The organism is Paenisporosarcina quisquiliarum (assembly GCF_043641925.1).
GTDB lineage: Bacteria > Bacillota > Bacilli > Bacillales_A > Planococcaceae > Paenisporosarcina > Paenisporosarcina quisquiliarum_A.
In genome coordinates this window covers 93717-108057 of record NZ_JBHZRU010000004.1, presented here as the reverse complement: position 1 = coordinate 108057, position 14341 = coordinate 93717, and the positions used below count along the sequence as shown (strand labels likewise).

Genomic DNA, 14341 nt, shown 5'->3' with positions numbered 1-14341 from the left:
GTCCTTTATGCAGGATGATTCACTCTTTTTTCTGTTGCCGTTTGTAAAGAAAGCCATTGATTAACTTCCCTCGGTGATTTAAGTGTTAATACTTCTGCTGGTGTTTTAGATAAGGTTTCTAAAATTTCAGGTTTTGCATCCTTCGGAAATCGCCAAATCCATCGCACAAATTCCAAATCAATTTTTTCTGGACAGTCTGTTCCCATATCGGGTCTAGTTGTCCCACGATAGGTCCATGCTCGTTTACATGCTCGATAAACACAAAGAATATTTGAGAAATCGAGGAAAATAATGAGATCTGCATATTCAGCTCTCATGGCTAAAGTCGAATCATAATTGCCATCAATAATCCATGCCGGTCTTGTCATTTCGGTTTTAACTTGTTCAATAAACTCTGGTTTTGGAGAAGGTGTCCATCCCGGTTTCCAAAAAAGGGAGTCCAAATGTATGACCGGTAAACTCCACAATTCTCCAAGTTTTGTGGCTAAAGTAGACTTTCCCGCTCCTCCAGAACCTACGATTAAAATACGCTTAAATTCAGGCTGCATCTTCTTCAAATGAACAGACTCCTATCGTATTGCCATCCAAATCTTTAAATTGGAAAAACTCCACGTTTCCCCCACTTTGTACGGGAGAAGCTTCCACACCTGAATTCAGCAAATGTTGATGTGTAGCATGAATATCAGAAGTATATAAATTGAACCACTCGTGTTCTTCAGGCTTGGTAGAACCCATCTGTGAAATACGTACAAGTGTAAATGCTGTATCACCACTACCAATATTCATTGCTGCGTACCCATTTTCTTCATCATGCCATCTTAATGTAAAGCCACACTTTTCTTCAAACCATTTAATCGAACGATACGTGTCTTGCACAGGTAAAAATACGGTGTCAATCCTCTTGAACATGGCCGTCTCTCCCTTGCAGTGCATATTTAGTAGCTTTATTCTATCAACTTATGATGTGTTCTGCTAGCGTCTTCTCAATACTATTCGCAAAACTGTCTCCCGCTCCCCAATCAAAACGGAAAAACACGCCTTCCCCCCCCCCTGATGCAACCGCATGAACCTTAGTCGTACCATCAAAATTATCAATCGTCACAGTCATGGAAGCTCGATTAGATGTTCTCATGAAATATTTTTCTAATACAAACACAATAACTTCATTATCCCCTAATGATCTTTTGTAGTAGTCAATTAACTTTCCTGAAATGCTTCCTTTAGTAAATCCATTATTAATCATATTCATCGCTTCACTTGGACTAATCTTAACGTTAAATTCTCTAACACTCATATGTAATCCCCCTTTCTTTACTATACGAGATGGATATGGGAAAAGTTTCTAATTGTTTTGACTTGCCTTCGAAATATGAAAAACGTTGAAACAAAAATCATTATATAGAAAAAAGGACTATCTCATAGTCACTAAATGACCTAGGAGACAGTCCCAGAAGAATTATTCAAGTTCTAATTGTTTTGTTTCTTTCCCTAAAAAAATAACAGCTAATACGCCAATAACAATCGCGATACAGAATACGCCAAAAATCCAACCAATCTCATAATTTCTCATAACTAAAGTACCAACCAATAGTGGTCCTAAAATTCCACCGATTCGTCCAATGGCTGCGGCCATCCCAGTTCCCGTAGCACGAATGACAGCAGGATATTGTTCAGGAGAATAAGCATACAGAGCTCCCCAAGCTCCTAGATTAAAGAATGACAAGAATGCACCTGAAACGATTAATAACGTTGTAGTTTCGGCATTCCCAAAAACAAATGCACTAGCTGCTGTCCCAAGTAAATAGGTTACCAAGACAAATTTGCGCCCCACTTTTTCAATTAACCAAGCGGCTGTGAAATACCCTGGTAGCTGAGCAATCGTCATGATTAAAACATATTCAAAACTCTTAATCAAACTAAATCCTTTGATGACCATAACACTTGGTAACCATAAAAACATACCGTAATAAGAAAAGACAACTGTAAACCATAATATCCAAAGCATAATCGTAGGCTTCACATAAGGTTTTGACCAAACTTCTTTAATGTTTTGTTTAAATGTACGATCTCTTACTCGTTTCGCTGTAAATTGAGGTGAATCAGGTAAATTCAAACGTAAGTAAATTGCGTAAAAAGCAGGTAAGGCTGTAATAAGCAAAGCTATTTGCCAACCATACTTAGGAATGATGAAGTAAGAAATTAAAGCGGCGATTAACCATCCTGCAGCCCAAAAGCTTTCAAGTAAAACAACAACGCGTCCACGTTCTTTTGCTTCGACACTTTCAGCAACCAAAGTAGATGCTACTGGTAATTCTCCACCTAGACCCATTCCAACAAAAAATCTAAGGAACATAAATACACCAACAGACCATGCTAATGCCGAAAGACCACTAGCGACGGAAAATAACACAAGCGTTATAATAAATATCTTCTTGCGTCCCACACGGTCAGCAAAGATTCCAAATACGAATGCCCCGACTGCCATCCCAATTGAATTCACACTACCTATCCAGCCCATTTGTTCAGGAGTTAAAGACCATTCGATTGCAAGGGCAGCAATTACGAAGGATAAAATCCCCACATCCATTGCATCGAACATCCAGCCTAAGCCAGCTATACCTAGTAATTTATTTCGAGAAATTGACTTCACTTCAGTTTCTTTCATCGTTGTCATACTCATTCCCCTTGTCTTGACACATGTCATCATTTGTCTTTACACATCAGTATAGTTGTATAGGATCGTTCTAGCAATAGAGAAAGAAGAAGCTTTCAAACAAGATAAGCACTTTCTTAATTGAGATCCGATTACTTTAACTTTCATGTAACTAAAAAAGTGTGTTTCTAATTGAACTCTTAGAAACACACTTTTCCCTTATGCTAATAATAATAAACTCAAAGCCATAACAGCCATCCCACCCACTACACCGTAGATTGAAAGATGGGCTTCGTCATACTTTTGCGCCGCTGGTAATAACTCATCTAATGAAATGAACACCATAATTCCAGCAACAGCAGCAAAAATCATCCCAAACATAACTGGATTGAGGAAAGGCATCAATATCAAAAAGGCGACAATCGCTCCTACAGGTTCTGCTAACCCTGATAAAAACGACCATTTAAATGCTTTCTTTCGATTGCCTGTTGCGTAATAAATAGGGATCGCTACTGCAATTCCTTCTGGAATATTATGTATAGCAACAGCTATTGCTATAGCAATTCCTAAATTAGGATCTTGCATAGCAGAAATAAAAGTCGCGATGCCTTCCGGAAAATTGTGAATTCCTATGGCTAATGCGGTGAATATTCCCATACGCATCAGTTTCGTATATTCATCATTGGTAGGCTTAATATCCATTTCTTCTACGCCTTTGACTTCATGAGGATTCGTAGATTTAGGTAATAATTTATCAATTAATGCGATGACTAATATCCCACTAAAGAATCCAATAACGGTCAACCAATATCCTTGAGTAGAGCCAAGCTCATCTACTAATGAGTCTTTTGCTTTCACAAATATTTCAATCATTGACACATAAATCATGACACCTGCTGAGAAACCAAGTGCTAAAGATAGAAATTTTGTGTTCGTTCGCTTCGTTACAAATGCAAGCAGACTTCCTATACCCGTTGCTAGTCCCGCAAACAACGTTAAGGCAAGTGCAAATAATACATTCCCGTCCATAATCCCACTACTTTCTATACTATCTATTGGACTTATTGTATGAGAAAAGTTTCCTTAACACAACTTCTTTTGGTTTGGAGAATAATTACTAAGACTTCTTATCGTTGATTTCCTTTAAATACTCACCGATTTGTTGCCAATCTTCTTCAAGTAAATCCCTTAATGATGGTCTGTAAAATATGGAAGCTGGATGGAACGTTGGAACAATAGCATAGTCTTCTTGCGTCCAACTATAACCATCATCATCAAGTGTTTTTAAATATTGAATCGATCTCTCTAATTTTTGTCCATGTAATTCTGTAACCTTGGCTTGCTTTCCAAGCAGTCGTTGTAGACCGATTGTTCCTAAAGTGACAATAAGTTGAGGTTGGACATGTTTGATTTCATAATCTAACAATGGTGCATGCGCTAATATTTCAGGTCCTTTCGGTGCGCGATTATACGTTCTTTTAACAAGAGTTCCATCTCGTTCTTTTTTAGTTCCCCATTTAAACGGCCGACTTCTAACACTAGACGTTATATATACATCTTCTCGACTTAAACCGATACTCGCCAATGATTTCATTAACTCTTTTCCAGCACGTCCTGTAAACGGGATTCCTGTATCGATTTCATTTTCACCAGGTGCTTCTCCTATTAACATTAAAGAAGGGTTGTAAGGACCATAACTTCGAACAAAACCTTGCACATCAAACCCATTTATTCGTTGTCTACCAAGTTCTTCAAGATCGTCCGTAATCGAAATCATGCAATCAACACCCTTTCAACGAATTCGGTATTCAATCAATCTATACCCGAAAATAGAGAAATAAAAAGCCTTACGTCAAAATTCAACGTAAGACTTGATTAATCTGCTATTGGCTTTCGTTTATTCATCATTCGAGTGCGCCATTCATACCAAATGACAACGATAATGAAAAATGAATAACCTATCATCCAACCTGCCAAAACATCCGTACCATAATGATTATTCCCTGCTATACGAGAAAGTCCTACCAATAATGTGAGCGTAATGGCACTTATCCATACGCCAATTCGCCATTTTAAAGAAGCGTGATTTTCTGTCATAAAATACGCATATGTAAATAAATATAATAATCCAACCATCGCATGATTAGATGGAAAACTAAAACTCGTTAACTGATGAGGCATATCCGGTCGAACACGTTGAATCCACTCTTTTAATAAATGATTTAAAAGGTTGCCTCCACCTACAGAAAACAAAACAAAGAGCATGCCACGATAATTATTACGTCGAAATAGCAGAAAAAGCACTAATAATAGAGTCGCTGATGCAATCCAATAAGGTTCTCCAATATGATGGAAAAATCGAACGAATTCATTCCCAATGAAGGCTTCACTTAGTTCTGCATCAAATTTAACCATTTCTTCATGTGTGAAATTAAAAAACAAGAGGACAAAGCCAATAAACGTAATAATCCCTAAAGAAAAAAACCATTTCTTCAATCGAATCTACCTCCTTACGTTCAATTATTCTAGCATATTTTTATAAAATCATTTTGATACTAGGTCGAAAACATGTGACTTTCGTTCGAAATTCAACTAATTTCGTTTAAATTTTGTCCAGAGAGGTAAAGTAGTATCGTGTCAGAGCAAATGATTTGAAGGAGGAATTTAAAATGAGTGTTACCTATAAAGAGTATTTAACGGATGAAGAAGCTATTCGCGGAATTCAAGAAATTAAAGCTAAAGGTGTACTAGAAGACGATATTTATGTCCTTACTCATGAAGATCACCGAACAAGTCAAGTTGCAGAAATGGCAGATGCGAACACAGTTGGTATTACGGAACAAGGTTTAGGTACTTCGATTGCTAATGTTTTCCGTAAAAAAGGTGACGAACTTCGTGCCCAATTCGAGGAGTTAGGATTTTCTAAATCCGAATCAGAACAGTTGGAACAAAAACTAGATCAAAACAAAGTAGTGGTAGTCGTTAAAAACTCACCTGCTGGATTTACTTATTAAAAGTTAATATACCAAGTACGAATAATAAAGATCAGGCCGTCTAAGATATTCTTAGACGGCCTGTTTTATTACATTTCCTGAGCATTATCGATAATTTCTTGCGGAATTTCTATTTTCTCAACTTCATTGTACTTACTATAGGTAGATTTAAGATTTTGAGCCAACTTCATCTCTTCCCCTTCAACCACCATCGTCATATCCATAATCATATTTAAGGCTGTTGTATTAAATGTTTCTTTATCGATAAATATTTCATAGTTTACTTTTTCGATATTCATCTCTTTTAAGAGTTCTTGTTCTTCCACCATCATGTCTGGCATTGTCTCGGCTAACTGCTTTTGAATTAATTCATTAAATTTATCACCTGAAGCTGCAAGCTTTAACACATAAGATGAATCAGTTTGTTCAAATGTAAAGTCATCTTTGAATGCTTCTAAGTCTTTTAACTGTTTGGCAGGATCTGCTTGCTTTTGAGACATTGACATAATTTGCTCATACATATCTGAGGGCAATTTCGTCCATTGGTTTGACATGCTATCAAACATATAGAATCCTTGCTCTGTCATATAGCTTTCCATTTTCATATCATCCGCTTGTTCAGATGATGGCATGCCTGGCATAGTCATCGATGTTGTTCCTTTTTGATATAAACTTAAAGGTTCAATCACCATATCCATATCCATTTTGGAAGTCGTTTCCATCGAAATTTCTTGTGATGGCACTTCAATTAGTTGTGTCATATCGATGTATGCGCTTAAACTTTTGATACTTTCAGATTGCTCCATAGATTTCTTAAAAACATCTTGTAGAGTTAAATTACTTGTTTGTTCGGTTTTTGTGCCCGGAGTGGGGGTTGCTGTATCATTACATGCCACTAACCCGAATGATAAAGTTGTGACAGCTAGAAGCATCGACCATTTTTTCATCACGATATTCACCGATCCTTTCAATTCATGTTCTTATGTTTACGAGTTTACATTGAAAAGGTTTCAATTGGAATTTTTTTATGGAGGAAAGGGAATTTTTAGGTAATAATTACTTGCTAGTTATAGGTAAATTTGTTTAGAAATAAAGAAAAAACGATCGAATGAACTTATAGGTCGTAAAAAAGAGGCTTCCAATTAGTCTGATTTCAATGACTAATTGGAAAGCCTCTTTTTGTATTAATTATCTAACGCCACGCATGTAACGTTGAATGATCGGAGCTGATAAGAATAGAACCAGTGCCAGAACAATTGCAATGGCACCAATCACACCAAAGTACATAATTTCAGTTTCAGGATTGTACAACTTAACTACCTGTGCATTGATTGCTTGCGCAGCAGCACTCGTTAAGAACCATAGACTCATTGTTTGAGCTGCAAACGCTCCAGGCGCAAGTTTTGTTGTTGCAGATAATCCAACTGGAGATAATAATAATTCACCCATAACTACTAGGAAGAAGCTTAATACTAACCAATACGGACTAACCAATGTATCCGTTCCGTTTAAGTACGCAGGAATAATCATAACTAAAAATGAAGTTCCAGCAAAGAATAGTCCTAGTGCAAACTTTTTAGGTGTAGATGGCTGTCTTTCACCTAAACGAACCCATAGCCATGCAAATAGTGGAGCAAATGCAATGATGAATAGTGGATTCAATGATTGGAACCAGGCAGGTGAAATCTCCCAAGAACCAATTGTTAAATCTGTACGTTGGTCTGCATATTGAGCCAAAATAATGGATCCTTGCTCAGCAATTGCCCAAAAGACCATAGCTGAAATAAATAATGGAATGTACGCAAGAACACGAGACTTCTCATCTGCATTCGTTTTAGAACTACGGTACATAACAATGAAGAAAATCGTTGGAATGACAATACCTAAAATCGATACAATCATCGTAAACAAATCAATGGTCATGATGCCTTGTTGAATTAAGAAATAACCAATTAGTAAGACAATCGCAAAACCGATGAAAATTCTAGAAAATACTTTCTTTCTATCTTCCTTAGCAAGAGGATTCGGTACATATGATCCTGCCAAACCAAGATATTTCTTTTTCGTCACCATAAAGACAACTAATCCAAAGAACATACCAATAGCAGCGAGTCCAAATCCAAGGTGGAAGTTATAGTTTAATCCAATTGTTCCGACAATTAATGGCGCAAGAAATGCACCCATGTTGATACCCATGTAGAAAATACTGAACCCTGAATCACGACGAACATCGTTATCAGAATATAAATCACCAACAATACTCGAGATATTAGGTTTTAATAAACCTGTACCGATAATGATTAATGCCATCGAGATAAAGAGAGTAGTTAATCCGCCTGGTAATGCTAATACAGCATGGCCAAGCATAATTGCTATACCACCATAAAATACGGTTTTCGTTGTACCGAATAATCGGTCAGCAATCCATCCACCAATAATCCCAGACATGTAAACGAGTGACCCGTATACCGCCATAATGGAGTTTGCAGTAGATTGCTCTAAATTTAAGCCGCCTTGATTTAGCTCATAGTACATATAGTAGAGCAAGATCGCACGCATACCGTAGTACGAAAAACGCTCCCAAAATTCAGTGAAGAATAAACTAAGCAAGCCTTTAGGATGTCCAAAAAATCCTTTTTGAGGAACTGATTGGACGATATCTTGTTTTGTAATCATGTTACATCCTTCTTTCCTCTATTTTAGAATAACTTTAACAGTGTATACTTCCCTTTTTTATTTGTCAAAAAACCTTCGAGCCTTGAAATAACTCACTTTCTTTCGTGTTTAGAAGCTTCTATTCGTTTTATAGAAATTTTTCAGTTATAATTCTTTGTATCAAATCACCAAGGAGAACTCTCATGATATCGAAATTCTTTTCTTACTATCGTCCCCATCGAAGGTTATTTATCATCGACTTTACCAGCGCTATTGTCGTAGCCATTTTGGAGCTCGCTTTTCCATTAGCTGTCCAGTGGTTTATTGATACACTGCTTCCAACTAAAGATTGGGGCACAATTGTTACTGTCAGTGTGTTACTACTTCTCGTTTACTTAATAAGTACGTTTTTACAATATATCGTCAGTTATCTTGGTCACAAGCTAGGTATTAATATCGAAACCGATATGAGAGAGCAGTTGTTCACTCATGTACAAAGACAATCATTCCGCTTTTTTGACAATACAAAAACTGGTCATGTCATGAGTCGGATTACCAATGATTTATTTGATATTGGCGAACTAGCACACCATGGTCCTGAAGACTTTTTCATTGCCATCATGACCTTTATCGGTGCCTTCGCGATTATGTACAATATCAATCCCGAGCTTGCCATTATCGCCATTATTATGATTCCTTTCCTAATTCTATTGGTTACGTTCAGTAATATTAAAATGAATAATGCATGGAAGAATATGTACATAAAAATTGCAGATGTAAATGGGCGAGTTGAAGATAGTGTTTCCGGAGTTCGTGTTGTTCAGTCTTTTACAAACGAAGAATTTGAAATTCAACGCTTTCGAAAAGATAATGGTCAATTTAGATTGGCCAAGTTAGTTGCCTATAAAGTAATGGCAGGCACTCATTCGAGTATTTTCATGATGACCCGTCTAATGACACTCGTAGTTTTGGTCGTTGGCGCATGGTTCTTAGTGAATGACCGTTTATCATACGGTGAACTCGTTAGTTTTGTTTTATTTATTAATGTATTAATAAAACCAGTGGATAAAATTAGTGCGTTACTTGAACTTTACCCAAAAGGAATGGCTGGATTCAGACGATTCCTGGATTTAATTGATCAAGCTCCTGAAATTGTGGATCGTCAGAATGCTCACAAAGTGAATCATTTGCAAGGAAATATTTCCTTTGACGATGTGCATTTTAGTTATGATCAGCACCAAACTGTCCTTTCTGACATTAACCTACAAGTAAAAGCTGGAGAAACGGTTGCATTTGTAGGTCCTTCAGGAGCAGGAAAGACGACCATTTGTTCATTAATCCCGCGTTTTTATGATGTCAATGAAGGATCCATCAGCATTGATGGTCTGGATATTCGTGATATGACCAAGCATTCCCTTCGCTCGCAGATTGGAATTGTTCAGCAAGACGTCTTCCTATTTACAGGCACTATACAAGAAAATATTGCCTATGGTAAAAAAGATGCTTCACCTGAAGAAATTATGGAAGCAGCAAGAAAAGCGCACTTAGAAGAATTCATTTCTGAACTTCCTGAAGGATACGAAACTCAAATTGGTGAGCGCGGCTTAAAACTTTCAGGTGGACAAAAACAACGATTAGCTATTGCACGAATGTTCCTGAAAAACCCGCCAATATTAATTTTGGATGAGGCAACCTCTGCTTTAGATACTGAGACAGAGAAAATTATTCAGCAATCCCTAACCGAACTAGCAGAAAATCGAACGACTCTAATAATCGCTCATCGATTAGCCACTATTCGAAATGCGGATCGTGTAATCGTCGTTACAAAAGAAGGCATTGTTGAAGATGGATCTTACTCAGACTTAGTAGAAGCAGACGGCATATTCGCTCGTCTTCATAATATCCAGTTTGAACAAATTTAAAATTCAATGCATACAAAAACGCATGGCCGATGAAATCGGGCCATGCGTTTATTTACTTACCTAAAACAAATTCTTGGTAGCGATCATAATCGGCCTGCTTTAATTCCACTTTCATTAACGTTCCATCTTCCTCATATTCCGAGGATTGAACAGATGCTTGGTCATTAAGATAAGACACTACATCACCGCGTTCATAAGGAATTAACATTCGACATGTCTTATAATCACCAAAAATATTCGCACGAATCATATCGAGTAATTCGTCTAATCCCACACTCTCTTTAGCAGAAATCCAAATATTATTTCCGCTTACATGAGGGTAATTTAAACCTGCTAAATCCGATTTATTAAACACATCAAGTGTAGGTACATTTTCAACACCCACCGCCTGAAGAGTTTCGTTCGTTACTTGCATCATGTAGCGGTGTTCATCATTTGAAACGTCTACAACATGGAGCAACAAGTCAGCTTCTCTTGCTTCTTCCAGTGTGGAGCGGAATGCCTTCACAAGATGGGTCGGAAGCTTACTAACGAATCCTACTGTATCTGTTAACAAAAATTCCTTTTGATCTGGCAATCGAATTTGGCGCACAGATGTTTCAAGCGTTGCAAAAAGCATATCTTTTTCAAATACTTGTTTGTCATCAATTTGACCTGTTTTTGTTAGCAAACGATTCATTATCGTAGATTTCCCAGCATTTGTATAACCAACAATTGAAACGACTGGCACTTCATTTTTCTTACGTTGCTTTCGCTGAGTGTCTCGTTGATCTTTTACATGTTCTAAATCACGACGAAGTTTGGCGATTTGATCTTCAATTTTTCGGCGATCGAGTTCTAGTTTTGTTTCACCAGCACCTCTGTTTTTAAATCCGCCACCTGTGCCTCCGCCTTGTCGACCTAAAGAGGCCCGTAATCCGACTAATCGTGGAAGCATGTACTGCAATTGAGCTAACTCTACCTGCATTTGCGCTTCTTTTGACTTAGCCCTCCGCGCAAATATATCGAGTATCAACATCGTTCGATCAATCACTTTACACTCAAGCGTTGCTTCTAAATTACGAATTTGAGATGGAGAAAGCTCATCATTGAAAATAACTAAATTAGCATCAGCCTCTTCAAAAAATGCTTGAATTTCTTCCATTTTCCCTTTCCCTACATACGTTGCAGGATTCACTCGATCTAAGTTTTGAGTCACTTCTCCAACAACCTCGACATTTAATGCTTCAGCTAAATTGTGCAATTCCTCTAACCCATATTCAAAATGCTCGTCTTTTTTTAAATTAACACCAACAATAATGGCGCGTTCGTTTAACTCATCCATTCATTCGTCCTCCTCTTGAATCTGCTGAGAGAAAATCGATCACCCTTTTTTTACCAATAAATAAGTATAGAAAAAGAGAGCAGATGAGTCGCTCTCTTTCTTTGAAAATTATGTTTGGTTTTCAAAATGGACAGACCTATCCCGATTAAACTGCTCAGCAGTTCTTTGCATTATTCAGTTTCATCGCAAAGTGTTCCATCGGAATTTATAGTCAATCATTTGGAAAACCTCCGTTCCTTAAAGTAAAACTATCGTACCATATCCGTTAAAATAGTAACAACTCTCAAGTAGGATTGTCTAAACTACATCCAACTATTCCTCCAGAAATAGTCGCAGATGCAGCCATCCTTTTCTCTACGCCCGACTAACGCCATGTTTTAGTACATCAATAATAGCATCCAGTTCTAGCAAAACAGACTCTTTATTGAGAATTAATTCGTTATATTTTCCAGCATATTGTGAAATTAGACGTTGAGCAAACCTGTCTAGTACTGTTCGTATAACATCCTCCACCAATGAATTGTCGATGCCCTCTCGTAAACGATAAGTTTTAAGTAATCCATAAATAGCCTGATCACTTAAAGGTTTCATTTCTTGAGATTTTTGCAGAATTAGTTGATGAATTTCGTCGCTTAATGATTTCGGTGCGTTACTAAATGCTTGTATTAACAATTGATATTCCATTGGATATTTTATAGCAGCTTTTATTTTTGTTTGAATGAATCGCTTTAATTGAACGAAAAAGTCTTCATCACTTGAAGTCCATTCATTTTCTACTTCGGTAGCTAATAAATGAATGGAATTCTCTATAAGTAACAAATATAATTTTTTCTTGGATTGATAATGGTGAAACAGTAAACCTTTTGAAACACCTGCAGCCTCTGCAATTTGTTGGGTAGAAGTCTGATGGAATCCATGGTTCACGAACTGTTGCTTTGCGGCATGGAAAATTCTTAGTTGTTTATCATCTATCTGTATAGTCATTACACAATTAAATCCTTTTTGTGATATTTCATTATGGCGACCGCTAGTGAAATTATAATGACGGTCAACATAATAAGAATGTAAACCGGGTTTATAGTTGCATGCTCGATAATATAAGCAGAAGTTACATATTCAAAAGGTGTAATCCACTTTAATCCTGAAAGTTTATCTGAAATACTTGCCACTATGCTTAAGAAATAACTTCCTAAAACAATACCTAAAGCAATGGACGTAACCATTCGTTGTTTACGGAAAAACGCGGATATGCCAAATGCAATAGCCGCAAAAGTGACATGTAACATGAAAGGAGCAAGAGAAATCATGATAAATGTTTGTGTATCAACTTGATCATCCCCTGCTACACGAAACCCGACATAATTAATGAGTGTAATCATTGCATTAAATACGAGTAATACAGCAAGAACTCCAGCCGCTTTTTGCAAAACGACTTGAATACGAGAAATAGGTTTGGCTAATAAAAACTCGATTGTCCGATCACTTTCTTCCTTTACTAAAATTCCTCCTGCTAACAACGCGGCATATATACTGCCAAATAACGTGACAAATAAATAGCCTTCAATGGCATAAAATCCAAGGGCAGTATCAAATCCAAGTTGATCGATATTAAATGCTTTCAGCATAGCCTCAGGGTAAAGTTTTAATAAATCTTGTAACTGATCTTTATTTTCTGCGAATTGTGGGTAAATGCTCATAATTAGAAAAGACATTCCACCAATTGCCAATACCCATATCCACAGTGCTTTTTGCGCTCTTCTCCATTCTCGTTTAAAGACCATTTTGTTCACCTTCCTTGCTCTCATAATAATGCATGAAAACCTCTTCTAATGTTGGTTCAGATATCGTCACATCGTCAAATGGAACTGTCCGAATTTGCTCCAACAAGGCTTTTGTATTTCCATTGAAAATAAATTCATACGTCGTATCGGTGATGTGTTCTTGCAAAACGCCTTCAATTCGAATCTTGTTTTCTTCTTTATTCCTAAAGTGGAGATGCACTTTTTTGAAATGATTAGCGTGCATATCATCCATATTTTCAATCTTAATGATTCGACCTTCTTTAATAATCGCCACACGATTACACAGTTTTTGAACCTCACTTAAGTAATGTGAAGAAAAGAAAATGGTGGTTCCTTCCGCTTGCAACTCTTTTAATACCTCGAAAAAGATCGATTGCATTAGTGGGTCTAATCCTGCTGTAGGTTCATCTAATATTAAAAGCTTTGGATGGTGCATCAACGCTTGAATGATTCCAACTTTTTTCTTATTTCCGAAAGACAAATCTTCTATTTTTCGACTTGTATCCAACTGAAATCTTTCTGCTAACTTCATAGCATTTTTCGATGCATCATCTTTATAAAAGCCTGCTGAAAATCTAAATAATTCCTCCACTTTCATATCGTCATAATAATGAACTTCCGAAGGTAAGTAACCAATGCTTTGTCTAATTTTTTTAGCATCTTTCACAATATCCATCCCAAGAATTTTTGCGGAACCACTACTCGGGTATAAAAAGTTTAATAACGTTCGTATGGCCGTGCTTTTCCCAGCTCCATTCGGTCCTATAAAACCAAATATCTCACCTTCATGCACTTCAAAACTGACATCATCTATCCCTCTTGCTTTCCCATAACTCTTTGACAATTGAGTAATTTCAATAACCTTCACAGTTAAAACCCCCTTATAACAAATTATTATTCCCATTCATTTCCTATACTATATGCCTCGCTGACCAATCGGTCAATAGGGAATAAAAAAAGACTGATTTAATGCGCAAAACACATTAAATCAG

15 protein-coding genes are annotated in these 14341 nt (G+C 36.9%); 2 read left to right on the top strand and 13 right to left on the bottom strand.

What is annotated here, in order from left to right:
- Positions 1-5: 5 nt before the first annotated feature.
- From ACHUE4_RS04650 to ACHUE4_RS04620, 7 genes are all read right to left on the bottom strand, one after another.
- Positions 6-548 (bottom strand): P-loop NTPase family protein, encoded by a 543-nt coding sequence (locus ACHUE4_RS04650; protein ID WP_394188316.1) that lies wholly within the window; start codon positions 546-548, stop codon positions 6-8.
- Positions 538-909: a VOC family protein gene (locus tag ACHUE4_RS04645; RefSeq protein WP_394188217.1), complete on the bottom strand. Its 372-nt coding sequence runs from the start codon at positions 907-909 to the stop codon at positions 538-540. Before ACHUE4_RS04645 ends, ACHUE4_RS04650 begins: the two co-directional genes overlap by 11 nt.
- A gap of 43 nt (positions 910-952) precedes the next feature.
- Positions 953-1294, bottom strand: a complete 342-nt coding sequence (locus ACHUE4_RS04640) for a DUF6054 family protein (protein ID WP_394188216.1) — start codon at positions 1292-1294, stop codon at positions 953-955.
- Positions 1295-1456: 162 nt separating this feature from the next.
- Entirely contained in the window at positions 1457-2674 is a 1218-nt protein-coding gene (locus tag ACHUE4_RS04635; RefSeq protein ID WP_394188215.1) for an MFS transporter, read from the bottom strand.
- Positions 2675-2872: 198 nt separating this feature from the next.
- Positions 2873-3682: a zinc transporter ZupT gene (gene zupT / locus ACHUE4_RS04630; RefSeq protein WP_394188214.1), complete on the bottom strand. Its 810-nt coding sequence runs from the start codon at positions 3680-3682 to the stop codon at positions 2873-2875.
- Positions 3683-3770: 88 nt separating this feature from the next.
- Positions 3771-4430, bottom strand: coding sequence for a uracil-DNA glycosylase (locus ACHUE4_RS04625; protein WP_394188213.1), 660 nt, complete (start codon positions 4428-4430; stop codon positions 3771-3773).
- Between the two features lie 98 nt (positions 4431-4528).
- Complete coding sequence (locus ACHUE4_RS04620; protein WP_394188212.1) at positions 4529-5149, bottom strand: phosphatase PAP2 family protein; 621 nt, start codon at positions 5147-5149, stop codon at positions 4529-4531.
- Positions 5150-5322: 173 nt separating this feature from the next.
- Between ACHUE4_RS04620 and ACHUE4_RS04615 the strand changes: the two genes are divergently transcribed.
- Positions 5323-5667, top strand: a complete 345-nt coding sequence (locus ACHUE4_RS04615; RefSeq protein ID WP_394188211.1) for a YflT domain-containing protein — start codon at positions 5323-5325, stop codon at positions 5665-5667.
- A gap of 68 nt (positions 5668-5735) precedes the next feature.
- Here ACHUE4_RS04615 and ACHUE4_RS04610 read toward each other — a convergent pair whose 3' ends face one another.
- Positions 5736-6593 carry a DUF6612 family protein gene (locus ACHUE4_RS04610; RefSeq protein WP_394188210.1) on the bottom strand — a complete coding sequence of 286 codons (858 nt, stop codon included), beginning with the start codon at positions 6591-6593 and terminating at the stop codon, positions 5736-5738.
- 241 nt (positions 6594-6834) lie between these two features.
- Positions 6835-8322 carry a peptide MFS transporter gene (locus ACHUE4_RS04605; protein ID WP_394188209.1) on the bottom strand — a complete coding sequence of 496 codons (1488 nt, stop codon included), beginning with the start codon at positions 8320-8322 and terminating at the stop codon, positions 6835-6837.
- 182 nt (positions 8323-8504) lie between these two features.
- Here ACHUE4_RS04605 and ACHUE4_RS04600 point away from each other — a divergent pair, with 182 nt between their 5' ends.
- Complete coding sequence (locus ACHUE4_RS04600; protein WP_394188208.1) at positions 8505-10223, top strand: ABC transporter ATP-binding protein; 1719 nt, start codon at positions 8505-8507, stop codon at positions 10221-10223.
- 52 nt (positions 10224-10275) lie between these two features.
- Here ACHUE4_RS04600 and hflX read toward each other — a convergent pair whose 3' ends face one another.
- The 4 genes from hflX to ACHUE4_RS04580 form a co-directional block, all read right to left on the bottom strand.
- Positions 10276-11547, bottom strand: coding sequence for a GTPase HflX (gene hflX, locus ACHUE4_RS04595; protein WP_394188207.1), 1272 nt, complete (start codon positions 11545-11547; stop codon positions 10276-10278).
- Between the two features lie 354 nt (positions 11548-11901).
- Complete coding sequence (locus tag ACHUE4_RS04590; protein ID WP_394188206.1) at positions 11902-12531, bottom strand: TetR/AcrR family transcriptional regulator; 630 nt, start codon at positions 12529-12531, stop codon at positions 11902-11904.
- On the bottom strand, positions 12531-13328 hold the full coding sequence (locus ACHUE4_RS04585; RefSeq protein ID WP_394188205.1) for an ABC transporter permease subunit: 798 nt from the start codon (positions 13326-13328) through the stop codon (positions 12531-12533). Before ACHUE4_RS04585 ends, ACHUE4_RS04590 begins: the two co-directional genes overlap by 1 nt.
- On the bottom strand, positions 13318-14217 hold the full coding sequence (locus tag ACHUE4_RS04580) for an ABC transporter ATP-binding protein (RefSeq protein WP_394188204.1): 900 nt from the start codon (positions 14215-14217) through the stop codon (positions 13318-13320). The genes ACHUE4_RS04585 and ACHUE4_RS04580 overlap by 11 nt, the downstream gene beginning before the upstream one ends.
- Between the last annotated feature and the right edge of the window lie 124 nt (positions 14218-14341).

Excerpts from the sequence above, each read along its gene's own strand:
- ACHUE4_RS04615 (WP_394188211.1), top strand. The coding sequence starts at position 5,323 with ATGAGTGTTACCTATAAAGAGTATTTAACGGATGAAGAAGCTATTCGC.
- ACHUE4_RS04610 (WP_394188210.1), bottom strand. The coding sequence starts at position 6,593 with ATGAAAAAATGGTCGATGCTTCTAGCTGTCACAACTTTATCATTCGGG.
- hflX (WP_394188207.1), bottom strand. The coding sequence starts at position 11,547 with ATGGATGAGTTAAACGAACGCGCCATTATTGTTGGTGTTAATTTAAAA.
- ACHUE4_RS04635 (WP_394188215.1), bottom strand. The coding sequence starts at position 2,674 with ATGACAACGATGAAAGAAACTGAAGTGAAGTCAATTTCTCGAAATAAA.
- zupT (WP_394188214.1), bottom strand. The coding sequence starts at position 3,682 with ATGGACGGGAATGTATTATTTGCACTTGCCTTAACGTTGTTTGCGGGA.
- ACHUE4_RS04640 (WP_394188216.1), bottom strand. The coding sequence starts at position 1,294 with ATGAGTGTTAGAGAATTTAACGTTAAGATTAGTCCAAGTGAAGCGATG.
- ACHUE4_RS04590 (WP_394188206.1), bottom strand. The coding sequence starts at position 12,531 with ATGACTATACAGATAGATGATAAACAACTAAGAATTTTCCATGCCGCA.
- ACHUE4_RS04650 (WP_394188316.1), bottom strand. The coding sequence starts at position 548 with ATGCAGCCTGAATTTAAGCGTATTTTAATCGTAGGTTCTGGAGGAGCG.
- ACHUE4_RS04585 (WP_394188205.1), bottom strand. The coding sequence starts at position 13,328 with ATGGTCTTTAAACGAGAATGGAGAAGAGCGCAAAAAGCACTGTGGATA.
- ACHUE4_RS04600 (WP_394188208.1), top strand. The coding sequence starts at position 8,505 with ATGATATCGAAATTCTTTTCTTACTATCGTCCCCATCGAAGGTTATTT.
- ACHUE4_RS04605 (WP_394188209.1), bottom strand. The coding sequence starts at position 8,322 with ATGATTACAAAACAAGATATCGTCCAATCAGTTCCTCAAAAAGGATTT.
- ACHUE4_RS04625 (WP_394188213.1), bottom strand. The coding sequence starts at position 4,430 with ATGATTTCGATTACGGACGATCTTGAAGAACTTGGTAGACAACGAATA.
- ACHUE4_RS04645 (WP_394188217.1), bottom strand. The coding sequence starts at position 909 with ATGTTCAAGAGGATTGACACCGTATTTTTACCTGTGCAAGACACGTAT.